Below are 24089 nucleotides of genomic sequence, written 5' to 3' on the forward strand. Positions count from 1 at the left end.
CGCTAAGTATAGACCGCTACCCGACGGCGTTGGCAGTTTCGGACGGCTGGGTTGCCTCGGTTCGCGGCGGCACCATCGCCGCGATGATGTCCGCCATGGTGATCGTGCCCAGGTGTCGCCCCTTGCTGTTCACCACGTTGGCGGCCTCGCGTCCCTCACTGCTGAGCAGACGTGCGGCTTCCTCGATCACCAGGCTGGCGTCGACCGTCGGCCCCGCGACCGGTGGGGTGTTTTGCATCAGCGTGCGACAGCGGATGACCCGACCGCGGTTGACGTCGCGCACAAAATTGGCGATGTAGTCGTTCGCCGGGTGCAGCACGATCTGCTGGCCTGTGCCTTGCTGCACCACCTCGCCATCGCGCAGGATGGCAATGCGGTCGCCCAAGCGCAGCGCTTCGTCCAGGTCGTGGGTGATGAAGACGATGGTTTTGCTGACCTCCTGCTGCAAATCCAGCAGAATGCCCTGCATTTCACTGCGGATCAGCGGATCCAGCGCCGAAAACGCCTCGTCCATCAGCAGCACGGGGGCATCGTTGGCCAACGCCCGCGCCAAGCCCACGCGCTGCTGCATGCCGCCCGAGAGCTGGTTGGGGTAGTGGTCTTCATACCCCGCCAGGCCCACGCGCTCGATCCAGCGCGCCGCCTGCTCGCGACGCTGCTTGTGCGGCAAACCACGCACGCGCAGGCCGTATTCGGCATTTTCCAGCACCGTCAGGTGCGGAAACAGCGCAAACTTCTGGAACACCATGGCCGTCTGCTCGCGCCGAAAACGCCGCAGCTCACGCTGCGACATCTTCACCACATCGCGCTCGGCCCCGGGTGGACCCACCAGCACCTCGCCCGCCGTCGGGTCGATCAGCCGGTTGATGTGGCGAATCAGCGTGCTCTTGCCGGAGCCGGACAGACCCATGACCACCTGGATGGCACCGGGTGCCATGTCGATGTTGATGTCGCGCAGGCCCAGCACGTGCCCGTGCTGGTCGCGCAGTTCCTGCTTGCTGATGCCCTGACGCACTGCGTCCAGGTAGCGCTCCGGTGTCGGGCCGAAAATCTTGTACAGGTGGCGGATGCGCACGCCGGTGGCGTTGGCCGGCGGCGCGCCGCTGGTGGATGCGGGGTCAGCCATGCTGTACCTCCAGGTGTTTCTGCAGCCGTTTGCCGTAGGCCTGCGAGACACGGTCGAACACGATGGCAATACCAACAATCGCCAGCCCGTTGAGCACCCCCAGCGTGAAGTACTGGTTGGTGATGGCCTTGAGCACCGGCTGGCCCAGCCCTTGCACGCCGATCATCGAGGCGATCACAACCATCGACAATGCCATCATGATGGTCTGGTTGACGCCGCCCATGATGGTGGGCAGCGCCAGCGGCAGCTGCACCTGCCGCAGCCGCTGCCATGCCGAGGCTCCAAATGCGTCGGCGGCTTCCAGCAAGTCCTTGTCCACCAGGCGGATGCCGAGGTTGGTGAAGCGGATGATGGGCGGCACCGCGTAGATGACCACCGCAAGCAACCCCGGCACGCGCCCGATGCCCAGCAGCATGACCACCGGGATCAGGTACACGAAGCTTGGCATCGTCTGCATGATGTCCAGCACCGGGTTGATGGCCCTTTGCAGGCGGTCGGAGCGGCTCATGGCAATGCCCACCGGCAAACCGAGCAGAATCGCCACCACCGTGGACACGAAGATCATCGACACCGTGCGCATGGTGTCTTCCCACATGCCCAGCGCGCCAATGGCGATCAGCGTGACCGCCGTGCCGACCACGATCTTCCAGGAGCGCGAAGCCAGCCAAGCCAGCAGCAAAATGCCGCCGAACACCAGCGGCCAGGGCGACTGAATCAGCAGCCGCTCCGAGCCGATCAGAAACTGCCGCAGCGGCTCAAAGAACAGCTCGATGGCTTCGCCGTACTCGCGGGTGAACGCCCGAAAACCGTCGTCCACCGCCCGCCGAAAGCCAGTGAGCCACTCCGTTGGCAGTTGCGGAAACCGGTTGAGTTCCAGCATGGGCGCTTACAGGCCTGCTTTGACTTTGGCTGCCACCGCCGGCGGCACCCACTGCGTCCAGACCTCGGGCTGCGTCTTCAGGAAATGGATGGCGCCGGCCTTGCCGTCGGCCTGGTTGTCGGACATCCACGCCAGCAGCTTGTTGACCGTGTTGTTGTCCCAGGCGCGCTGCTTGAGGTATTCCATGGCGTCGCCTCCGCGCTTGGCAAAGCGGTCTGTCACCACCGTGTAGACCTCGGCCTTGGGCCATGCGTTGCGCTTCGGCGCGGCGCAATCGGCCTTGACGTTGCAACTGTCCCACGCGGCCTTGTCGTGTGGCACGCCCGGATCCAGGCGCACCATCTCGTACTTGCCCAAGATGGACGTCGGCGACCAGTAGTAGCCCAGCCAGCCTTGCTTGCGCTCGTAGGCCCGGGCAATCGAGCCGTCCAGGCCCGCGGCCGACCCGGTGTCTACCAGCACAAAGCCTTTGTCTGCCGCGCCCCAGGCCTTGAAGGCGTTGGCTGTGGTGATCTGACAAATCCAGCCCGACGGGCAGTTGTGCACCGCGCCCTTGCGGGGGTCCTCGCGCGATGGGAACAGATCCGGGCGCTTCAACGCGTCCTCGATGGTCTTGATCTCGGGGTGGGCGTCCGCTACGTACTTCGGAATCCACCACCCCTCGATGCCGCCGTCTTTCAGCGACTGCGCGGCGTAGTGCAGGCGGCCTTCCTTGACGGCCTTGTCCAGCGGCTCGCGCACGGCGTTGATCCACGCCTCCGGCGCCACGTCCGGTCGGCCTTTTTCCATCATCGATGTCAGTGTCGGCATCGTGTCACCCGGCACGATCTCGACATCGCATCCGTAGCCTTTTTCCAATATCACGCGGTCGATCTCGGCCAGCACTTCGGCCGATTGCCAGTTCATGCTGGCAACCGTCACGCGGCCACAGGCGGCGTGTGCGGCCAGCGGCGCTGCTGTGCTGGCCACAAGACAGGCGGCAGCGATCCAGTGCAGGGGGGAGCGCGTTTTCGCGGTCATGCTCGATTCCTTTCGATGAAGTGATGCCCGGGGCATCGAGTGACGGGCTGCCGGTGTCGGCAGATCGGTCGAGCTTGCAAGCAGTGTGCGCGTCGAAGTACGACAGCTTCCTTAGTATAACTTTTGATCTAATCTGTACGGAAATACTGCGATTTTTCACATAACAAAATGGCGCAGCAAGACACCGGTGGGTGCGCTACGCAACCCGTGCCCAGTCGGCGTGCGTGCGGCTGGGTGCATGCGCCCTGGCGCCGCAGTGCCCGCCACACACGGGGGGCCGCCCTGTTGCCCTATTCCGTCAGGGCCGCCAGCGGCGCAGCACGGCCTTTTCCAGCTCCAGCACCAGCAGCACCGCCAGCCCCACCACGGCGCTGATGGCCAACCACGGCAGCGGTAGATCGGCGCTGCCAAACCAGGTGTGCATGAACGGGGCGTAGGTGAACAGCGCCTGCAGCCCGCAGGCGGCGGCCACCGCCGCCAGCACGCGTGGGGTGCCGCGCACGCCAGCCCAGGTGAACGATGGCGCCTTGAGGTAGCGCACGCTGAACAGGTAAAAGATTTCCATCGCCACCAGAGTGTTGACCGCCAGCGTTTGCGCCACGTCGGCCGGGTGGCCCGCATCCAGCGCCCAGCGGTAGACGCCAAAAATGCCGGCGGCGAACAACACCGACACCAGCCCAACCCGCCACAACACAAACGGTGTCAGCATCGGCTCGGACGGCGGGCGTGGCGGGCGGCGCATCACGTCGGGCTCGGTGGGCTCGAACGCCAGCACCATCGCCAGCGCGATCGAGCTGACCATGTTGACCCACAAAATCTGTACCGGCGCAATCGGCAGGGCCAAACCGAACAACACCGCCACCAGCAGCGAAACCGACTCGCCACCGTTGATCGGCAGCAAAAAGGTGATGACCTTGCGCAGGTTATCGTAAACCGTGCGGCCCTCTTCGACGGCATGGGCGATGGTGGCGAAGTTGTCGTCGGTGAGTACGATGGCGGCGGCCTGCTTGGCCGCCTCGGTGCCTTGGCGGCCCATGGCCACGCCGACGTCGGCGGCCTTGAGGGCGGGCGCGTCGTTGACGCCGTCGCCGGTCATGGCCACGACGTGGCCCTGGGCCTGCAACGCGCGCACCAAACGCAGCTTGTGTTGCGGGGCGGCGCGGGCAAAGACGTCAACCTCGCGCACCGCCTGCTGCAGCGCCGTGTCGTCCATGGCTTCGAGGGCTTGACCGGTCAACACCGAGGGGCGTTCGCTCAGCCCGAGCTGCGCGGCGATGGCGCGCGCGGTGGTGGCGTGGTCACCGGTGATCATAATGACCCGGATGCCCGCGCCTCGGCACTGCGCGATGGCGGCTTGCGCTTCGGGGCGCGGTGGGTCGATCAGGCCCACCAGCCCAACCAGCGTCAGCCCATGTTCGGCCAGCGCTTCTGGGGTGAGGGCGCGCCGGGCCGGCCACACCGTGGTGGCCAGCGCCAGCACGCGGCGGCCCTGCGCGGCTTGGGTTTCGGCCTGCGCCAGCCAGGTGTCGGTGTCGATCGGGGTGAGGTGGCCATCGGCGTCCAGGGCCTGCCGGCACAGCGCCAGCACGGCTTCCGGCGCGCCTTTGACCCACACGCGCGTCCGGTCGCCCATTGGGTGGCCGGTGGCCATCCAGCGGCGCTGCGTATCAAACGGCAGCACGGCGCAGCGCGGCTGCTCGGTGCGCAGGGCGTGCGGCTCCAAGCCCGCTTTCATCGCCAGCGTTAGCAAGGCCCCCTCGGTGGGGTCACCGCTGAGCCGCCAATCGCCCGCTTCGGTGGGCACGAGCTCGGCGTCGTTGCACAGAGCGGCGCCCTCGGCCAGCGCCAGCAGGGTCGGCGCTTCGCGCCACAGCTCGGCCGGCTGCAGCACGCGCTCGTCGCGCACCAGCGCGCCCGCTGGCGCGTAGCCGCTGCCCTCGACCCGCACCACACCGCTGGCCAGCACCACCGCTTGGACGGTCATTTCGTTGCGCGTCAGCGTGCCGGTTTTGTCCGAGCCGATCACGGTGACGCAGCCCAGGGTCTCCACCGCCGGCAGCCGGCGCACGATGGCGCGGCGCTGCGCCATGCGCTGCACCCCCATGGCCAGCGTCACCGACAAAATGGCCGGCAGCCCTTCGGGAATGGCGGCCACTCCCAGGCCCACCGCTGCCATGAACATATCCAGTGCCGGCAACCCGCGCAGCCCCCAGCCAACCCCGAACAACACGACGGCGGCGGCCAGCACCGCCAGGGTGATCCAGCGCCCCATCTGCGTCATCTGGCGCACCAGCGGCGTGGTGGTTTCGCCCACTGACTCCAGCAGCCGGCCAATGCGGCCCATCTCGGTGTGCATACCGGTGGCCACCACGACCCCAACGCCCTGACCACGTGTGACCAGCGTGCCGGCGTAGCCCATGCTGGTGCGGTCGCCCAGCTCGGCCTGTGCCGGCACCGGTGCGTGCTGCTTGGGCACTGGCACGGACTCACCGGTCAGGGCCGACTCGTCCACTTCCAGCTCGTGGGTGCGCAGCCAACGCAGGTCGGCCGGCAGCCGATCGCCCGCACTGACCTGCACCACGTCGCCGGGCACCAGGTGGGCGGCATCGGCATCGATCAGCCGTCCGTCGCGCCATACCTGGGCGTGGGGCTGCAGCAGGGCCCGGATGGCCGCCAGGGCCCGCTCGGCCTTGCCCTCTTGCACCAGCCCGATACCGACGTTGAGCGCCACCACCGCCAGAATGACCGCGCCGTCGATGACGTGGCCGAGCGCCAGCGTCAACGATGCCGCCACCAGCAGCACGACGATCAACAGGTTGGCCAGTTGCCGCAGGATGCGCCGCCCCAGCGGTGTGGGTGGTGCCTCCTGCAGCCGGTTCGGGCCGTGTTGCTGCAAGCGGACGGTGGCCTCGGCCTGGGTCAAACCGTGTGCGTGGGTGCGCAAATCGGCCAATACGGTGTCGGCGTCCAGGCTGTGCCAAGGGGGTGCGGTGTGCTTTTCCATGATAAGAATGTGGTTATTCACTGGGTTGATGACCATCACCCCCAACCAGTTCCCGCCATACTCAGGCCGATTGACGTTACGGGTTGGCGCGCAGCGGGTGCTGCGCAGCGGCCACGCCACGCACGAAGCCCACCAAACCCGGGTGGGCGTGCACCGTCGCCAGCAGATCAGCCGCGCGCAGCGTGTCACGCCAGCGGCCCAGGCGCTCTTGCCAGCCGCGCGCGCGGCGCTGCCAGCGTTGGGTACGTTCGGCGGCCTTGGCCGGCAGCACCGCCGCGGCGGCTTCGCTGGCGTAACGCAGACGCTTGGCCAGCAGCCGGGCGGCATGCAGCGCTTCGATGGCCTCGCTCGCATCGGTGGGGGCGTGCGCCAACGCGCGCGCCAGCCGCTTGTGCCAGCGCTGCAGTCGATCAAAGGCCCAATGCGGTGGGTGTGCTGCGCCGGTGTCGTCGGGCAGCTGGGCCACCCACATGGCCAGCGCCAGCAGGGGCGCCACCACGGTCGGGTCCGCCAGTTGGTCACGCAGCAGCCGGCGCTGCGCACGCGCGGCCTGGTGCAGCCGGCGCACAGCGCGCTGCAGCGCTCGGGCGCGGTGCGGGTGGGTGGAGGCGTCTTCCACGTAGGCCGCAGCCCATGCGGGTACCGTTTCGGTGGCGGCCACGTCCCAGTCGCGCAGTGTGCCCAGGGTCTGCAGCAGCGGCTGCAGCGCCGTGGCGTCCGGCGGCGGGGAGGGCAGCCAAGGCCGCACCAACCGCACCACGCTGCGCCAGCGCCGCCAGCCGACACGGGCCTGGTGGATCAGCTCGGGGTCGTCGCTGTGGGCGGCGGCGGCCAGGTTGTCGCACAGCTGTCCCAGCGCGTCGGTGAGCGCCGCGCGGGCCAGCACCATCGGGCTGGCCGCCGGTGGCAGGTCCAGCGGTCTGGCGCGCACCGGGGCGTGGTGGCTGCCAGCGGCCAGGCGCTGCGCCTGCTCGGCCTTGCTGGCGCGTGCCGGCAGCAGCGGCAACACCTGCCCCAGCGCCGCAGCCACCGACCACAGCGCCTCGGGCGTGCCATGCAGCAGCTCCAGCTCTAACTCCAGCAGCGGGGCGCGGCGGCCCGGGGCGCGCAGCTCTCCCACGTCCAGCGCGACTTCGATACGCACGCCACCCTGCAGGTGCAGCGTCCACGTGGTGCGTCGGCAACGCGTCTCGTACTGCACGTCCAGCTGGTCCCAAGGCAGGGCGTCGTCGCTGGCCCGGGCCAGCGGGGTGGCTTCCAACGCCGCGCGGTCCAGGCGTGCCCGCGGCAGCGGCGTGGTCCATTCGCCCCGCACGCTCAGTGCCGCGTCGCCCCGGCCCGCGGTTTTTAGGGTTTGTTCCCAGCGTGGGCGGCCTGCGGGGGTGCGTCCGTCGGCGGCCAGCGGCTGGGTCTGGCGCAGCCGCAGCGCGCAGCGCTGCTGGCGCAGCCAACCGTCAGGCGTGTCGAGGTAGCGGTTGACCAACCGCAGGTGGGTCATCGCGCGGCGGCGCAGCAGCGGGTGGCGGCGCAAGCGCGCCAGCGCCTGTTCACCGTCCACACCGGGCAGTGCGAACTTGAGCTCGATCTCTTGCGGCACAATGACCTCCATGCACGCTGCCAGCGTGGCCCCATCGTAACCCGTGATGCCCTGCCATGAGCCATACGCCCCGTGACCTTTCGCACCTGCAACCGAGCGACCGCGCCGAAGTGCTGGCGCAAGCGCTGCCGTACATCCGCCGCTACCACGGCAAAACCATGGTCATCAAGTACGGCGGCAACGCCATGACCGACCCCGAGCTGCAAGCGGCGTTTGCCGAGGACGTGGTGCTGCTCAAGCTGGTCGGCATCAACCCGGTGGTGGTGCATGGCGGGGGGCCGCAGATCGAAACGCTGCTCAAACGCCTGGGCAAGGAGGGGCGCTTCGTGCAGGGCATGCGTGTGACCGACGCCGAGACGATGGAGGTGGTCGAGTGGGTGCTGGCCGGCGAGGTGCAGCAAGACATCGTCGGCCTCATCAACCGCGCCGGCGGCAAGGCCGTCGGCCTGACCGGACGCGACGGGGCGATGATCCGTGCGCGCAAGCTGCGCATGGTGGACGTCAACGACCCCAACGTCGAGCACGACGTCGGCCAGGTCGGCGATATCGTCTCCATCGACCCCAGCGTCGTGCGCGCGCTGCAGGAGGACCAGTTCATCCCGGTCGTCAGCCCGATCGGCTTTGGCGAGCACAACGAGAGCTACAACATCAACGCCGACGTCGTGGCGGCCAAACTGGCCACGGTGCTGCAGGCCGAAAAGCTGCTGATGCTGACCAACATCCGCGGCGTGCTGGACAAGGACGGCCAGTTGTTGGCCGAGCTGACGCCGCGGCGCATCGACGAGCTGGTGGCCGACGGCACCATCAGCGGCGGCATGATCCCCAAGATCGCCGGCGCGCTGGATGCGGCCAAGAGCGGCGTCAAGGCGGTGCACATCATCGACGGGCGCGTGCCGCACGCCATCCTGCTGGAGGTGCTGGGCGATCAGCCCTTCGGCACGATGATCCGCTCGCATTGACGCCACGCGCAGCGGTGGCGGCGCCCGCGACCTAGGGTTTGCCCTGATGGTTGGCCGTTGACAGGCGGCGGTTTGCCTCTAGAATAGAACGACCGTTCGTTTTATTTTGGAGGTACGCATGGCCGACACCGCCCAGGGTGAGTCCGCCGACGTCGCGGTGGTGGCGCAGCGTCGGCGTCGTCCGACGCGCGCGCCCCACAAGGGCCAGCAGACCAAGGCGGCCATCGTCGATGCGGCGCTGGCGCTGGCCTCGCATGTGGGGCTGGAGGGCCTGAGCATCGGCGCCATCGCCGAGCTGATGGGCATGAGCAAGTCGGGCGTGTTCGCCCACTTTGGCTCGCGCGAGGAGCTGCAAATCTCGGTGGTGCGCGAGTACCACGAGCGCTTCGAGCGTGAAGTGTTTCGCCCCGCGCTCGCCGCCCCGCGTGGCTTGCCACGGCTGCGCGCGCTGTTTGACCACTGGATGCGCCAGACCTCGCTGGAAATCGATTCCGGCTGCATCTACATCAGCGGCGCGGTGGAGTTCGACGACCGCCCCGGCGCCGTGCGCGATGCGTTGGTGGCCACCGTCAACACCTGGCAGGCGGCCGTGCGCAAAGCGGTGCAGATGGCCATCGACGAAGGCCATCTGCGCGCCGACGCCGACCCCGCGCAGGTGGCGTTCGAAATTCACGGCCTGATCCTGGCGCTGCATTACGAGGCGCGTTTTCTGCGCAACCCCGACGGCCTGCGCCACGCCCGCACCGGTTTCGACAACCTGATCGCCCGTTACCAGGCGTCGCGCGCCTGAGTTATTCACCCCACATCCGTTTTGTCAAGGAGACCCACGATGCCCCAGTACAACCCGCCCCTGCGCGACATGCAATTCGTGTTGCACGAGGTGTTTCGCGTCGTCGATGCACTCAAGGTCTGCCCGCCGCACGCCGAGGTCGACGCCGACACCATCAACGCCGTGCTGGAAGAGGGTGGCAAGTTCGCCGCCGAGGTGACGTTCCCGCTCAACATTACCGGTGACGCCGAGGGCTGCCGCCTGGACAAAACCACGCACGAGGTCACCACGCCGACCGGCTTCAAGGCCGCGTACGAGCAGTACGTGACTGGCGGCTGGCCGGCGCTGAGCTGCGACCCGGCCTACAGCGGGCAAGGCTTGCCGTTTGTGGTCAACCAGTGCTTTTACGAAATGCTCAACAGCGCCAACCAGGCCTGGACGATGTACCCGGGCCTGAGCCACGGCGCCTACGAGTGCCTGCACGCCCACGGCACCGAGGAGCAAAAGCGCCTGTACCTGCCGAAGCTGGTCAGCGGCGAGTGGACCGGCACCATGTGCCTGACCGAGCCGCACTGCGGTACCGACCTGGGCCTGCTGCGCACCAAGGCCGAACCGCAACCTGACGGCACCTACAAGCTCACCGGGCAAAAAATCTTCATCAGCGCCGGCGAGCACGACATGGCGGCCAACATCGTGCACCTGGTGCTGGCGCGTCTGCCCGACGCACCGGCCGGCACCAAGGGTATTAGCCTCTTTGTCGTGCCCAAGTACAAGGTCAACCCGGATGGCTCGCTGGGTGAGCGCAACGCCATCTACTGCGGCGGCCTGGAACACAAGATGGGCATCCACGGCAACGCCACCTGCCAGATGATTCTGGACGGCGCGGTGGGGACGCTCGTGGGCCAGCCCAACAAGGGCCTGCAGGCCATGTTCGTGATGATGAACGCGGCCCGCTTGGGGGTGGGCAACCAATCGGTGGGCCTGACCGAAGTGGCGTTCCAAAACGCCCTGGCCTACGCCAAGGATCGGTTGCAGATGCGCAGCCTCTCGGGCCCCAAGGCCAAAGACAAGCCGGCCGACCCCATCATCGTGCACCCGGACGTGCGTCGCATGCTGCTGACCGCCAAGGCTTACGCCGAAGGCGGCCGTGCGCTGTTGATCTACTGCGCGCTGCTGCTGGATCATGAGCTGCACCACCCCGACGAGCAGGTGCGCAAGGACAGCGCCGAGCTGCTGGCGCTGCTGACCCCGATCGCCAAGGCGTTCTTGACCGACAACGGCTTTGTGGCGGTCAACGAGTGCCTGCAGGTGTTCGGCGGGCACGGCTACATCAAAGAGTGGGGCATGGAGCAGTTCGTGCGCGATGCCCGCATCAACATGATCTACGAAGGCACCAACACGGTGCAGAGCCTGGACCTGCTGGGCCGCAAGGTGCTGGCCAACAACGGCGCCACGCTGAAAAAGTTCGGCAAGTTGGTGCAGGCCCTCATCGAAGAGGAGGGCGTCAACGAGAAGATGAGCGAGTTCATCAACCCGCTGGCGCAGTTGGCCGAGCAAATGACCAAGTTCACCACCGAAATCGGCTTCAAGGCGCTGCAAAACCCTGACGAAGCCGGTGCGGCGGCGGTGCCGTACCTGCGCGTGGCCGGGCACCTGGTGTTTGCGTACTTCTTCGCGCGCATGGCGTCGGCGGCGCTCAAGGCCGTCGCCGCGGGCAGCACCGACCCCTTCTACCAAGGCAAGCTGCAAACGGCGCGCTTTTATTTCGCGCGGCTGTTCCCCGAGACCGCCACGCTGATGCGTCAAGCCCGCGCGGGGGTGGCCAACCTGATGCAAACCGACGCCGCGCTGGGCGTGGAGGGGATCTGAGGCCAGCCCCACCCTGAGGAGACGACCGATGAACACGACACTGCGTACCCTGATGCCGGCCGCGTTGGCGGCGCTGTTGGCGCTGCCCGCGTGGGCGCAAATGACGCCGGTGGGCCGCTGGCACACCATCGACGACCAGACCAAAGAGGTCAAAAGCGAAGTCGTCATCACCGAGCACGACGGCGTGCTGACCGGCCGCATCGACAAGCTGCTGCGCAAGGGCGCGGACCCCAACCGCCGCTGCACCGAATGCACCGACGACCGCAAGGACCAGCCGATCCTGGGCATGGACATCATCCGTGGCGTGCGCAAGGTGCCCGGCAAAGACGTGTGGGAAGGCGGCAGCATCCTCGACCCCGAAACCGGCAAGACGTACAACGTGCGCCTGACGCCGGTGGACGGCGGCGCCAAGCTGGAGGTGCGCGGCTCGATCCTGTTCATCGGTCGCACGCAAACCTGGGTGCGCGCGCAGTAAAACAAGCGCGCCCCGTTCAACCAAGGAATGCCATCCATGTCCAAATTCCAAGTTCGCCGTGTCGCGGTGCTGGGCGCGGGCGTGATGGGCGCGCAAATCGCGGCCCACCTCGTCAACGTCCGTGTGCCGGTGGTGTTGTTCGATCTGCCCAAAGAGGGCGGCGACAAAAGCGCCATCGCCCGCCAAGCCATCGCCAACCTGAAAAAACTCAAGCCCAGCCCGCTGGGGGTGGCCGACGAGGCTGAGCTGATCCAGCCCGCCAACTACGACGAGCACCTGGGCCTGCTGGCCGAGTGCGACCTGGTGATCGAGGCCATCGCCGAGCGCATGGACTGGAAGCACCAGTTGTACGCCCGCATCGCCCCGCACCTGGGCCAACACACCATCCTGGCCTCCAACACCTCGGGCCTGTCGATCCGGCAGCTTGCCGAGCCGTTGCCCGACGGCCTGCGGGCGCGCTTTTGCGGCATCCACTTTTTCAACCCGCCGCGCTACATGCCGCTGGTGGAGCTGATCGCCACCCCGGCCACGCGCACCGAGGTGCTGGACCAGCTCGAGGCGTTTGTCACCACGACGCTGGGCAAAAACGTCGTGCGCGCCAAGGACACGCCCAATTTCATCGCCAACCGCATCGGCATCGCCGGCATGCTGTCCACGATGGTGGAGGCCGAACGCTACGGCCTGACGTTCGACATCGTCGACGACCTGACCGGCAAGCGCCTGGGCCGCGCCTCCAGCGGGACGTTTCGCACCGCCGACGTGGTGGGGCTCGATACGCTGGCGCACGTGATTCGCACGATGCAAACGCAGCTCAGCCCCGAGCTGGACCCGTTTTACGACACCTTCGCCACGCCCAAGGTGCTGCAGGCCCTGCTGGACAAGGGGCACCTGGGCCAAAAGACCAAGGCGGGCTTTTACAAAAAGGTTGGGCGCGACGTGCTGCGCTTCGATCTGGCCAGCGGCGAGTACGTGCCCGCGGGCGCCAAGGCCGACGAGGTGTACGGGCGCATGCTCAAAAAGCCCGCGCCCGAGCGGTTGCGCCTGTTGCGCAACGCCGAAGGGCCGCAGGGGCGCTTCCTGTGGGCCATCCTGCGCAACAGCTTTCACTATGCGGCGCTGCACCTGCAGTCGATCGCCGAGACGGCGCGTGACGTCGACCAAGCCATGCGCTGGGGCTTTGGCATGAGCCAGGGGCCGTTCGAGTTGTGGCAGGAAGTCGGCTGGCTGGACGTGGCCCGCATGGTGCAAGACGACATCGACGCCGGCCGGGCGCTGAGCCGTGTCCCGCTGCCGGCCTGGGTCTTTGAGGGGCCGGTGGCCGAACGCGGCGGTGTGCACCAGCCCGAAGGGTCGTGGAACCCGAGCACCGGCCGCTTCGAGCCGCCGCGCACGCTGCCCGTGCACGCGCGCCAGCTCTACCGCGAGCGTGTGCTGGGCGAGGCCGGCCCCGACTGGCGTACCGACGGCACCACCGTCTACGAAGACGACGCCATCCGCCTGTGGACGCTGCCGCGCGCGGGCCTGGACGATGTGCTGATCGCCAGCCTCAAGACCAAAATGCACGCCATCAGCCCGGCGGTGGTCGAAGGGTTGGACCGCGCGGTGAACGAGGCCGAAGCCCGCTTCGGCGGCCTGGTGGTGTGGTCGGGTGATGAGCCGTTTTCGGTCGGGGCCGACCTGCAAGCCACGCTGCCCGCGTTTGCCGCGATGGGCGTGCAGGCCATCGAATCCGTGGAGGCGGAAATGCAGCGCGTCATGCTGCGCCTGCGCTACGCCCAGGTGCCCACGGTGGCGGCGGTACGCGGCATGGCGCTGGGCGGCGGCTGCGAGTTGGCCGTGCACTGCGCGCGGCGCGTGGCGCACATGGAAAGCTACATGGGTTTGGTGGAAGTGGGCGTGGGCCTGATCCCCGGCGCCGGTGGGCTGACCTACATCGCGCGCCGCGCCGCCGAAAACGCCCGTTTCTCGACGGGCACCGACCTGTTGCCGTTCTTGACCGAGGGCTTCAAGGCCGCCGCGATGGCCACGGTGGGCACCAGCGCCTTGGAAAGCCGCAAGCTGGGCTACTTGCTGGACAGCGACATCGTGGTGCCGCACCGTGACGAGCTGCTGTACGTGGCGCTGCGTACCGCGCAGGCGATGCGCGAAGCCGGCTACCGCCCCCCGCTGCCGCGGCTGTTCCCAGTGGCGGGCCGCAGCGGCAAGGCCACCATCCTGGGGCAACTGGTCAACATGCGCGATGGCGGCTTCATCACCGCCTACGACTTCGAAATCGCGCAACGCATCGCCCATGTGGTCACCGGCGGTGACGTCGACCCAGGCACGTTGGTCAACGAGCAGTACCTGATGAAGCTGGAGCGCGAGGCGTTTTGCGCGCTCATCGTGCAGCCCAAGACGCAGCAGCGCATCATGGCCTTGCTCAACGACGGCAAGCCGCTGCGCAACTGAACCGGATGCGGAGAAAACGAGCATGAAATCCCTCAGAGACGCCTACATCGTGGCGGCCACGCGCACGCCGATTGGCAAGTCGCACAAAGGCTACTTTCGCCAAACCCGCCCGGACGACCTGCTGGCGCACGTGCTGCGCGCGGCGCTGCGCCAGGTGCCGGGGCTGGATCCCGCGGCCATCGAAGATGTGATTTGCGGCTGCGCCATCCCCGAGGCGCAGCAGGGCTTGAACGTCGCGCGCATCGGCGCGGTGCTGGCCGGTCTGCCCAAGAGCGTGGGCGGCATCACCGTCAACCGTTTCTGCGCCTCCGGTCTGTCGGCGGTGCAGATGGCCGCCGACCGCATCCGCGTCGGCGAGGCCGACGTGATGATTGCCGCCGGCGTGGAGAGCATGAGCATGGTGCCGATGATGGGCAACACGCCCAGCCTCTCCCCGGCGATCTTTGCCAACACCGACGATGTGGACGACTACGGCATCGCCTACGGCATGGGGCTGACCGCCGAGAAGGTGGCGCAGCAGTGGAAGGTGTCGCGCCAGGCGCAGGACGAATTTGCGCTGCAGTCGCACCAGCGCGCCATCCGCGCGCAGCAGGCCGGCGAGTTCGCCGACGAAATCACCCCGGTGGACGTGGTCGAGCGCACGCTGGACCTGGACAGCGGCGAGGTGCGCACCACCACGCGCACCGTCACGCTGGACGAGGGCCCGCGCGCCGACACCAACCTGGAAGCGCTGGCCAAGCTCAAACCCGTCTTTGCCACGCCGTGGCGCGCCGATCGCACGCCCACGGGGCTGGGCACGGTGACGGCCGGCAACAGCTCGCAAACCTCCGACGGCGCCGGCGCCCTGATCCTGGCCAGCGAGGACGCCATCAAGCGCTTTGGCCTGCAGCCGCTGGCGCGCTTTGTCAGTTACGCCAGCCGTGGGGTGCCGCCGCACATCATGGGCATCGGCCCGATCGAAGCCATCCCCGCCGCGCTCAAGGCCGCCGGCCTCAAGCAAGACGACCTGGACTGGATTGAGCTCAACGAAGCGTTCGCCGCGCAGTCGCTGGCGGTGATGAACCAGCTTGGCCTGGATCCCGCCAAGGTCAACCCGATGGGCGGCGCCATCGCGCTGGGCCACCCGCTGGGGGCCACCGGTGCCATCCGCTCGGCCACCGTTGTGCACGCGCTGCGCCGCCACCAGCTGCGCTACGGCATGGTCACGATGTGCGTCGGCATGGGGCAAGGTGCGGCCGGGATTTTCGAGCGGGTATGATGGTGCAGGAGACCACGATGACCGACATCCTCGAACACACCGAAGGCGGCGTGCTCACGCTGACGCTCAACCGCCCCGCGCGCAAAAACTCCTTGACCAGCGCCATGTACGCGGTGTTGGCTGACGCGCTGGTGCGGGCCGCTGACGATGCGGCCGTTCGCGTTGTGGTCATTCAGGGCAACGAGGCGATGTTTTCGGCGGGCAACGACATCGAGGAGTTCCTCCACGCTCCGCCTGCCGGCACCGACAGCCCGGTGTTTCGCTTTCTGCGCGGCATTGCCACGTTCCCCAAACCGCTGGTGGCGGCGGTGTGTGGGCCCGCGGTCGGCATCGGCACCACGATGCTGTTCCACTGCGACCTGGTGTACGCCGGCGACAATGCGGCGTTTTCCATGCCGTTTGTCAACCTGGGGCTGTGCGCCGAAGGCGCCTCCAGCCTGATCGCGCCGCAGATGTTCGGCTACCACCGTGCGGCCGAGGCGCTGCTGCTGGGCGAGCCGATCTACGCCGAAGCGGCGCTGGAGGTGGGCCTGGTCAACAAAGTATTGCCACCCCATGAGACCAACGGCTACACCCAGCAGATGGCGCGCAAGCTGGCCGCCAAACCGCTGACGTCGCTGGTCGAGACCAAGCGCCTGATGAAAGGCGCGCAGCAAGACGCGGTCCTGCAGCGTATGGCCGAGGAAGGGGCGATCTTTGGCCGCATGCTGCGCGAGCCGGCTGCGAAAGAGGCGTTTGCCGCCTTTTTGGAAAAGCGCACCCCCGACTTCAGCCGCCTTTGAGCGGCGGCGCGCAGGCCGACATTTCGTTGGCCGGGATAACTCTGGGGCCACTGTCCACGACCGTCGTGGACGGCGGCCTTTGCCCAGGTGCCCGATAATCGTTTCCCGAAAGGTGGCCCCACGATGACACGTGACGCTTCCCCTGACCCTGCGATCGCCTTCGAGCCCGAGTTCATCGCCGGCGTGCGGGAAATTTTTGAAGACAAAATCGTCTTCAACCGGGTGCTCGGCCTGCGGATCACCGACATCGCGCCGCACCAAGTGCGCGCACGCATCGACATGCGTCCCGAGCTGGTTGGGCATTATGCTTACCACCGCGTCCACGGCGGCGTTATCAGCGCCGGCCTGGACGCGATGGGGGGGCTGGCGGTGATGGCCGCCATCGGCGCACGCCACATGGACGAGCCGCCGGCGCAACGGCTGCATCGTTTCGCCAAGCTGGGTACCATCGACCTGCGCATCGACTACCTGCGCCCGGGCATCGGCCAGGCCTTCGTGCTCGAAGCCGAGGTGCTGCGCCTAGGCTCGCGCGTGGCCTCCACCCGCATGGCGTTTTTGGGCACGGATGGCAAGCTGCTGGCCACGGGGGCTGGGGCTTATATCGTGTCCTGAGGGCTCGGCCACGCCGATGCTGCCTGTCGTCTATATCAACCTCGACCGGGACGCCCAGCGGCGGCAGGCGATGGAGGCGATGCTGCGGCGCCACGGGCTGCCGTTCGAGCGCCTGCCGGCTGTGGCGTGGGCGGTGCTGGACGAGGCCAGCCGCACCCGCCTGTACGACCCGGCATTGAACCAGCGCCAGTTCGACCGCCCGCTGGTCGATGGCGAGAAGGGCTGCTACGCCAGCCACCTCAAGGCCTGCGAGCATCTGCTGGCCTCCACCGCGCCCGCCTTGATCGTGCTGGAGGACGATGTCGAGCTGTCCGACGCGGTTGCCGATGTGCTGGCGGCGATTGAGGCGCTGCCCCCCGAGGGGTGGGATGTGATCAAGTTGTACAGCCGGCGCAACGAGCGGCCGGCCGCCGCTACGCCGTTGACCGGTGCCCACCAGCTGGTGGCCTACCGCCGCGTGCCCAGCATGAGCAACGGCTACGCCCTGAGTCGCACCGGGGCCGCCAAGCTGCTGCAGCACCGGCGTCCGTTCGGCCGGCCCGTGGATGTGGACGTGCGCTACTGGTGGGAGGCGGACCTGCGCGTGCTGGGCGTCGTGCCCGGGGTCGTGACGCTGGGGGCCGGGTCGGAAGCGAGCAGCATCTGGCACGGGGGGCGACCCGGTCGGACCTGGGCAGGGCGCTGGCGGCGCTGGTCGGCGCAACTCGATTATTCGTTGCGCAACGCATGGCATCGGCGCCGACAGGTCCTGCCCGCCGAGCTCGCTCGGCGCTCTCAGGGTTGACGGCCACCGCCCGCCCGATCGGTGGGTGAATCGCCCGCTGCCAGGCGGATCAGCAGTTCCCGGTACCGCGCCTGCATCGAGCGCCGGTCGAAACGCGCCCGCACATCCTGCTGGCCCGCTTGGGCGAGCGCACGCCCAGCGTCGGGGGCCGCGTTCAGCGCGGTCAGTGCGTCCGCCAGTGCCATGGCATTGCCGGGGGGGACGCGCACGCCCGTGCGGCCATCGTCGATCACCTCGCGAATGCCCTCGACGTCCGAGCCGATGGCGCAGCAGCCACTGGCCATCCCTTCGATCAGCGACAGGCCCAGGCCCTCGTAGTGGGAGCTGAGCACGCAATAGCGAACCCGCCCGTAGAGGGACGGCAAATCGCTGACCGGTCCCAGAAAATGCACCCACGGCGTGACGCCGAGCCGCTCGGCCAGGCGCTCGGCCCGATCCCGCCAGCGGCGGCTGCCGCCACCGGCCAGATAGAAGGGCATGGGCGTGCCGCGATCGAGCAGTTCGCGTGCGGTACGGATGAGGGTCTCGTGGTCCTTCTGTCGGGCAAACCGGGCTGCCATGACGACGGCGGCCTCGCGTTCGTCCCACGGCCGGCCGGCCGACCACCGCGACAGATCGATGCCATTGTGAATGGTCATGCAGCGCGATGCCGGATGACCCAGCCGCACGAGCGCATCCCGGACCGCGTCCGAGACACCGACCAGCGCATCGGTGTGTTGCGCGAGCCAGCGCGACTGCCACAGCCGCCACCGGCCATACCGCTCGCGCACATTGTGCTCCACCTGAACCAGGTGCGGCACACCCGCCAGCAGGCCGGCCCAGCGGCCCCACAGATGGTCGCTGAAGCCATGCGCCACCAGCACGTGTGGTCGCCACGCGCGGCACAGGTGGGCCAGCCGCCACACGGTCAGCGCATGGGGCCAGCCGGGCACGGTCTCCACCGCGATGCCGCGGCGGCGCAGCTCGTCGATGCGGTGCGCCGGCGTCTGCCGCTTGCGCCGCAGCACCAGCAGCGTTTGCAGCCCCGAGTCGTCCGCGCACAGATCGATAGCCACCTGGGTGGCCCCGGAAAAGCCCCCCGTGACCACGTGTAGGACCCGTAGTGGCCGAGGTGCAAATTCGATGCGATTCGATGTCATATTGATTTGGCTATTGTGTGGGCAACACTAGCCGGGCTCAGGGGGGGGTGACATGAGGTGATTGATATATTTTATTGATATTGATTTTCTCCTTGAGATCCTGATGAAGAGCTCTTTGAGTATTTGGTTTAGACAAGAAGCCTAATGGTGAGCAAATTTTGTTGGATATTTGTCGGTGCTTGATGAAGATGTGCAATGAGGCGTCAAGGCTGCGTTGCAGGGTTGTTTTGTGTGCTTTCCTTTATTTTGAGGGCGGCACAAAAAGCGAAAGATGCCGCTATATGGGTGTTGAGTAGACCCTGCTGCATAGAGCCGGTGAATAATCCTACGATTGCTATTTGAGCTAGCGTGATAAAGAATAATTCTAGCGAAGTATTGCCGTTGGTCGGTGGTTTTGGTGTTTTCAGATATTTTATCATCAGCGAAATCGAAAAAATAAGAGCGAGAAAGCCTAGAATCCCTAATTCCATCAGTATGTGAATATATTGTTGGTGCCAGTGGCCTGATACTAAGTCATTGGACTGAAGGGGAGCGTTTTGGTCGATGACGTGTTTGGAAGTTCCTGCTCCGAAACCGAGCCACGGTGACTTTGGCCATGTATTGAGTGCGATAATGTAGAGCGCAGCTCTGTTTCCCACGGAAGAGCTGGCTGCCTGCCGTAGTTCTTTAGTTGTGATGGCTCCGGATCGATAGGCTTGCCATGAGTTTAGATAGAGTTGATATTCGTCATATGCCTTTTCGACGCGCGGCCATATGGCCATTGCGCCCGCAAATAGTGGAATAATTGATATGAGCGCAACGGTTCTAAAATGTCTGGTATCGCGTGCGATGTAAATCAAGGTTGCAAGGTAAATTGCCAATGACGCTGTCCAGTGTGAACGTCCTCCCGCGAAGTAAACTGCGCCCAGGAAAATGGCCGAGGATAGCAGGAGACTTTTATCACGAGACTTCAGACCGAGGAGTAGAGCCCATGCGGCATAAACGCCGACTATTTGACCTAAGACTCCAGGGTTTTGGGCGCCGGCTTCCATTCTGAGTGCCTCGGTAATTGGGAAGCCATAGTTTATAGTGTGATAGATCATCCAAAGTAGAAGCATGGCTGCGGCCGTTTTGAGGCCAAATTTGAGTGCTGCCAGTAAGTTTTGTGCGGTGTGAAACGCAATGATAATTAGGGGTGCCAGGAGAAAATGGATGTGGGTGCCAATATCGCGCAAAGTCGCTCTGGTATCAATTGACCATAATAATGAAAAAAATTTTAACCAAAATATAGATGTTACGCCAATGATAAAAAAGTTTAGTTTTTTATCTGGGTAGAGTTTTTGTTGCTTTAGTGAGATTAGCCCAATTATGCTGAGAAACAAGAAAATTGACTCTCCGGCTGCGGGGATATTAAGTAATAGCGAAAAAAATAATATGGTAATTATTGTCGCGGTGTTGGCGGCGCTTCCGATGTGGTGAAGGTTTTTCGTTTTCATGGTCTTAGATGGGCGGAGTCAATAAGGCGGAGTCAATAATCAAGTGCAACACCCCTGATCTGCCTTGTACCCGAGCCTGCCACCATCCCATGGGAACGCACTACTGTCATATTCCGGATGATTATGATGCCTCTTGTGAAACAGCTCCGGCCTTCGCTGGTACCAGTCCTTCATGATCTGCATGGGCGTGCGGGCGTCGAGCGCTGCCTGGGGCAGATGGTGGTTGTAGAGCCAAGCGTAGCGCAGAAGAGTCTGCTGCAGATCCTGGCCGCTGACGAAGTGGTGGCTCCTGAGCACCTCTTCGATCCTGCCGTTGAAGCGTTCCACCATGCCGTTGGTCTGGGGCCGGCATGGGGGCGTGAGCCGATGCTCGATGCCCGGCCCAGCGCACGCCTCGTCTGAGGCGTGCTGCCCGGCGCGGTGAGATCGCCCGTGGTGACTAAGCGGTCGGCGAACTCCTTACCGTTGTCTGTCAGGATCGTGCGGATGCGCAGCCAGCAGGCCTCGATGAGGGCCGATAGAAGCGGGCGCGCAGCGCGCCCTCCTGCGCTCGTAGGGTGCAAAGGCTGCGACGTCTTGATTCACGGTGGGGACGGGAAGCGGTGTCGGCGCTTCCGCGACGACTCAGATGGGCCCCTTTGCCTGGGCGTCAGCCGCCACGCGGTACACCGTCCCACAATACGGACACTGCGCCTGCCCGGTGTGGCTCAGGTCCAGAAAGACGCGTGGGTGGCTGTTCCACAGTTCCATGCCGGCTTTAGGATGCGGGCAGTGGATGCGGCCGTGGGCGTTGAGGTCGGCTGCAGCGAGCTCGACCACGGCGGGGGCTTGGGTGGTGGCGGTCATGGCGTTGCTCGTGTTGGGCAGACAAATGGCTCAGACCAACGTCAGCCAGTGCGCGTACTTGGGGTTGCGACCGTTGACGATGTCGAAAAATGCGTTTTGGATTTTTTCCGTGATGGGGCCGCGCTGGCCGGCGCCGATGGTCACCCGGTCCAGTTCGCGGATCGGGGTGACTTCGGCGGCGGTGCCGGTGAAGAACGCCTCGTCGGCGATGTAGACCTCGTCGCGGGTGATGCGCTTTTGCACCACCTCCAGACCCAGGTCGCGCGCGATGTGCAGCACCGTGTTGCGCGTGATGCCATTGAGCGCGCCGGCCGACAGGTCGGGGGTGTAAATCACGCCACCTTTGACGATAAAAAGGTTTTCGCCAGCGCCTTCAGAGACGAAGCCGCTCGGGTCCAGCAGCAGCGCTTCGTCGTAGCCGTCGTCGGTGGCTTCCATGTTGGCCAGGATCGAGTTGGTGTAGTTGGACACCGTCTTGGCCTGGGTCATCGTGATGTTGACGTGGTGGCGCGTGTAGCTGGAGGTCTTGACGCGGATGCCGCGTTTCATGCCCTCTTCGCCCAAGTAGGCGCCCCATGCCCAAGCCGCCACCATCAGGTGCACGCGGTTGCCTTTGGGGCTGACGCCCAGCTTTTCGGAGCCGATCCAGGTCAGCGGGCGGATGTAGCAGCTCTGCAGGCCGTTGGCGCGCACGACGGCGCGCTGCGCTTCGTTGACCTCCTCCATGCTGAACGGGATTTTCATGCGCAGGATCTTGGCGCTGTTGAACAGGCGCTCGGTGTGCTCCTGCAGCCGAAAAATCGCCGTGCCGCGTTCGGTCAGATACGCCCGCACCCCCTCGAAGGCGCCGCAGCCGTAGTGCAGGGTGTGGGTCAGGACGTGCACCTTGGCGTCGCGCCAGTCGATCAGTTCACCGTCCATCCAGATTTTGCCGTCGCGGTCGTGCAGTGGGAGCGGGGTTGCCATGGGTCGTCCTTGTTGGGTCGTCGTTGGGCGCGGCGCACGCCGCGCGCTGCCGATAATACGATTGTAAGGTGGGCGGTGGCTTGAAAAACGGCGCACGACGCCCTAAAGTCGCGCTCAAGCTGGCCGATAACAACGGTGAGCCCGGGGCGTGTGCCCATTGGGTTGGGTCGTCGAGCCGAGGATTGCGCCATGTTGACCATCTCGTCCATCGCTGTAGGGCCTGCGCCCCAGGTGACCCCGACCGTGCGCGCGCAGCCAGTGACGCCGACACGGCCGGGCAACGCGGTTGCGCGTGAAGCCGTCGGTGCCGACCAAGTGGCGCTGCAAGGTGAGGCGGCGCGTGCGCAGGCCGCCGCTGCCCCGCCGTTGGCGCCGGTGCCGCCCGCGCAGGAAGCCCAGCAGGCGCAGCTGCCAACCAACGCCCGTGCGCCGGAGCGCACCGGTTTGCCGGTGGAGGGGCCCGACGTCGGACCGCGGCAGCGTGCCCAGGCGCAGGCCGCGCAGGACGAGCAGCGGCGCGCCGAGCGCGCACGGGTGGAACGTGAGCAGCAACAGCAGGACGCGCAACGCCGCACCGAGCAAGCGCCGTCCAAGGACGCACAGCAGGCCAAGGCCGGCGACGATCCAGGGTTTCCGCCGGTTAAAAACCCCGCGCTGGAAGCCTTGGACACCCAAATCAAAGAGCTGTTGCCCAACCTGTGGAAGGCCAGCCGTGCGGCGGTGGACATGGTCATCGGTGACGAGGCGCGTGAAGTAGCGCAGCAGCGCGCCAAGACGCTGGAGGAACTGCACAGCCGCCTCAACGCGCCGCCGCTGGCGAACTTGCCCCCCGGTGAGCCGCAGCAGACCTACGGCGCAGCGTCTGACAGTGCCAACCCGGCCGCCCCGACTGGGCAGCAAATCGACCGGTTGGTGTAACGGCGCGGCCCTGTTCAGATGCGGTGGCGCACCCCGGCTGCCGCCACCCGTTCCATGATCGCGCGGGCGATATCCTTCAGTGGCAGCACCGCGTGCACGGCGCCGGCCTGGATGGCCATTTTCGGCATGCCGAACACGACGCAGCTGGCTTCGTCCTGCGCGATGTTGTAGGCGCCGGCGTCACGCATTTCTTTCATTGCCTCGGCGCCATCGGCCCCCATGCCGGTCAGCATGACGCCAATGGCGTTGGGTCCCAGCACGCGCGCGCAGGAGCGAAACAGCACCTCCACCGATGGTTTGTGGCGGTTGACGGGCGGGGAGTCGTCGACCACCGCGACGTAGTTGGCGCCGCTGCGCGCGATCGAAAACTGGTTGCCACCCGGCGCGATGTAGGCGTGGCCGGGCAAGATGCGCTCGCCATCGCGCGCCTCGGACACGCGGATGCGGCACAGGCTGTCGAGCCGCGCGGCAAAGCTGGCGGTGAAGCCCGGTGGCATGTGTTGGGTGATGACGACGGCCGGGGCGTCGGCCGGCAGCTGCATCAGGATTTCTTTGATGGCTTCGGTGCCGCCGGTGGACGCGCCAATGCAAATGACCTTCTCGGTCGACAGCCGAATCGGGGTAGCAGGGGCGGGTGGCGGCGAGCCCCCCAGGGCGCCGCTGCGTACCGAAGCACTGGCGGCGCCCGAGGATGCCGCGGCGGTGGCCGTGGCCGAGGCCGGGGTGACGGCGGCTGGCCGCCGCACGTGGGCCTTGGCCGCGATACGGATTTTGTCGACGATATCGTCGGCCAATTGCTGCAGACCGCTGGCCACACCGATGCGCGGCTTGGCCACAAAATCCACCGCGCCAAGCTCCAGCGCCCGCAGCGTGGTCTCGGCCCCTTGTTCGGTCAGCGTCGACACCATCACCACGGGCGTCGGACGCAGGCGCATCAGGCGCGCCAGGAACTCCAGCCCATCCATCTTGGGCATTTCGACGTCGAGCGTGATGACGTCGGGGTTGCGCTCGCGGATGACTTCACGCGCCTGCAGGGGGTCGGCGGCCGTGCCGACGCATTCCATGTCGGGCTGACGGTTGATGATCTCGGACAGCAGGCTGCGCACCAGCGCCGAGTCGTCGACGACGACCACCTTGATTTTCGCCATGGGGGTAAGGATAG

21 protein-coding genes are annotated in these 24089 nt (G+C 66.3%); 10 read left to right on the forward strand and 11 right to left on the reverse strand.

Annotated features, from left to right (window positions below; translation table 11 throughout):
• Positions 1-16 precede the first annotated feature (16 nt).
• The 5 genes from Taqua_RS05890 to Taqua_RS05910 all read right to left on the reverse strand — a co-directional run bounded on the left by Taqua_RS05890 (position 17) and on the right by Taqua_RS05910 (position 7639).
• Positions 17-1126 carry a quaternary amine ABC transporter ATP-binding protein gene (locus tag Taqua_RS05890; RefSeq protein ID WP_144325604.1) on the reverse strand — a complete coding sequence of 370 codons (1110 nt, stop codon included), beginning with the start codon at positions 1124-1126 and terminating at the stop codon, positions 17-19.
• Positions 1119-2006, reverse strand: coding sequence for an ABC transporter permease (locus tag Taqua_RS05895; protein WP_144325605.1), 888 nt, complete (start codon positions 2004-2006; stop codon positions 1119-1121). The genes Taqua_RS05890 and Taqua_RS05895 overlap by 8 nt, the downstream gene beginning before the upstream one ends.
• Before the next feature lie 6 nt (positions 2007-2012).
• Entirely contained in the window at positions 2013-3026 is a 1014-nt protein-coding gene (locus Taqua_RS05900) for an ABC transporter substrate-binding protein (protein WP_144325606.1), read from the reverse strand.
• Positions 3027-3324: 298 nt separating this feature from the next.
• The gene (locus Taqua_RS05905) at positions 3325-6030 is read right to left on the reverse strand and encodes a cation-translocating P-type ATPase (protein WP_144325607.1); all 2706 of its coding nucleotides are present in this window, start codon (positions 6028-6030) and stop codon (positions 3325-3327) included.
• 76 nt (positions 6031-6106) lie between these two features.
• A complete protein-coding gene (locus Taqua_RS05910) occupies positions 6107-7639 on the reverse strand; it encodes a CYTH and CHAD domain-containing protein (RefSeq protein WP_144325608.1) in 1533 nt (510 codons plus the stop codon).
• A gap of 44 nt (positions 7640-7683) precedes the next feature.
• Here Taqua_RS05910 and argB point away from each other — a divergent pair, with 44 nt between their 5' ends.
• The 9 genes from argB to Taqua_RS05955 all read left to right on the forward strand — a co-directional run bounded on the left by argB (position 7684) and on the right by Taqua_RS05955 (position 17583).
• On the forward strand, positions 7684-8586 hold the full coding sequence (argB, locus tag Taqua_RS05915) for an acetylglutamate kinase (RefSeq protein ID WP_144325609.1): 903 nt from the start codon (positions 7684-7686) through the stop codon (positions 8584-8586).
• Between the two features lie 118 nt (positions 8587-8704).
• A complete protein-coding gene (locus Taqua_RS05920) occupies positions 8705-9376 on the forward strand; it encodes a TetR/AcrR family transcriptional regulator (RefSeq protein ID WP_144325610.1) in 672 nt (223 codons plus the stop codon).
• 39 nt (positions 9377-9415) lie between these two features.
• Positions 9416-11224: an acyl-CoA dehydrogenase C-terminal domain-containing protein gene (locus Taqua_RS05925; RefSeq protein WP_144325611.1), complete on the forward strand. Its 1809-nt coding sequence runs from the start codon at positions 9416-9418 to the stop codon at positions 11222-11224.
• A 28-nt stretch (positions 11225-11252) separates the two neighbouring features.
• The gene (locus Taqua_RS05930; protein WP_412556175.1) at positions 11253-11699 is read left to right on the forward strand and encodes a DUF2147 domain-containing protein; all 447 of its coding nucleotides are present in this window, start codon (positions 11253-11255) and stop codon (positions 11697-11699) included.
• Positions 11700-11735: 36 nt separating this feature from the next.
• Positions 11736-14147 carry a 3-hydroxyacyl-CoA dehydrogenase/enoyl-CoA hydratase family protein gene (locus Taqua_RS05935; RefSeq protein ID WP_144325612.1) on the forward strand — a complete coding sequence of 804 codons (2412 nt, stop codon included), beginning with the start codon at positions 11736-11738 and terminating at the stop codon, positions 14145-14147.
• A gap of 22 nt (positions 14148-14169) precedes the next feature.
• A complete protein-coding gene (locus Taqua_RS05940) occupies positions 14170-15405 on the forward strand; it encodes an acetyl-CoA C-acyltransferase (RefSeq protein ID WP_144325613.1) in 1236 nt (411 codons plus the stop codon).
• Between the two features lie 17 nt (positions 15406-15422).
• Positions 15423-16187, forward strand: a complete 765-nt coding sequence (locus Taqua_RS05945) for an enoyl-CoA hydratase (RefSeq protein ID WP_144325614.1) — start codon at positions 15423-15425, stop codon at positions 16185-16187.
• A gap of 123 nt (positions 16188-16310) precedes the next feature.
• Complete coding sequence (locus tag Taqua_RS05950) at positions 16311-16799, forward strand: thioesterase family protein (protein ID WP_144325615.1); 489 nt, start codon at positions 16311-16313, stop codon at positions 16797-16799.
• Between the two features lie 16 nt (positions 16800-16815).
• Positions 16816-17583 (forward strand): glycosyltransferase family 25 protein, encoded by a 768-nt coding sequence (locus Taqua_RS05955; RefSeq protein WP_144325617.1) that lies wholly within the window; start codon positions 16816-16818, stop codon positions 17581-17583.
• Here the strand turns inward: Taqua_RS05955 and Taqua_RS05960 are convergent.
• From Taqua_RS05960 to Taqua_RS05980, 5 genes are all read right to left on the reverse strand, one after another.
• Positions 17574-18638 carry a glycosyltransferase gene (locus Taqua_RS05960; protein ID WP_246094639.1) on the reverse strand — a complete coding sequence of 355 codons (1065 nt, stop codon included), beginning with the start codon at positions 18636-18638 and terminating at the stop codon, positions 17574-17576. The two genes, Taqua_RS05955 and Taqua_RS05960, sit on opposite strands and share 10 nt — an antisense overlap.
• 287 nt (positions 18639-18925) lie before the next feature.
• Positions 18926-20197, reverse strand: coding sequence for an O-antigen ligase family protein (locus Taqua_RS05965; RefSeq protein ID WP_144325621.1), 1272 nt, complete (start codon positions 20195-20197; stop codon positions 18926-18928).
• 39 nt (positions 20198-20236) lie between these two features.
• Positions 20237-20572: an integrase core domain-containing protein gene (locus Taqua_RS05970; RefSeq protein ID WP_144325623.1), complete on the reverse strand. Its 336-nt coding sequence runs from the start codon at positions 20570-20572 to the stop codon at positions 20237-20239.
• A gap of 249 nt (positions 20573-20821) precedes the next feature.
• Positions 20822-21043, reverse strand: a complete 222-nt coding sequence (locus tag Taqua_RS05975) for a zinc-finger domain-containing protein (protein ID WP_144325625.1) — start codon at positions 21041-21043, stop codon at positions 20822-20824.
• A gap of 30 nt (positions 21044-21073) precedes the next feature.
• Entirely contained in the window at positions 21074-22009 is a 936-nt protein-coding gene (locus Taqua_RS05980) for a branched-chain amino acid transaminase (RefSeq protein WP_144325627.1), read from the reverse strand.
• A 189-nt stretch (positions 22010-22198) separates the two neighbouring features.
• Between Taqua_RS05980 and Taqua_RS05985 the strand changes: the two genes are divergently transcribed.
• The gene (locus Taqua_RS05985; RefSeq protein WP_144325629.1) at positions 22199-22927 is read left to right on the forward strand and encodes a hypothetical protein; all 729 of its coding nucleotides are present in this window, start codon (positions 22199-22201) and stop codon (positions 22925-22927) included.
• Positions 22928-22941: 14 nt separating this feature from the next.
• Here Taqua_RS05985 and Taqua_RS05990 read toward each other — a convergent pair whose 3' ends face one another.
• On the reverse strand, positions 22942-24075 hold the full coding sequence (locus tag Taqua_RS05990; RefSeq protein ID WP_144325631.1) for a protein-glutamate methylesterase/protein-glutamine glutaminase: 1134 nt from the start codon (positions 24073-24075) through the stop codon (positions 22942-22944).
• Positions 24076-24089: the final 14 nt, after the last annotated feature.

Source organism: Tepidimonas aquatica, assembly GCF_007556585.1.
Classification (GTDB): Bacteria; Pseudomonadota; Gammaproteobacteria; order Burkholderiales; family Burkholderiaceae_C; genus Tepidimonas; species Tepidimonas aquatica.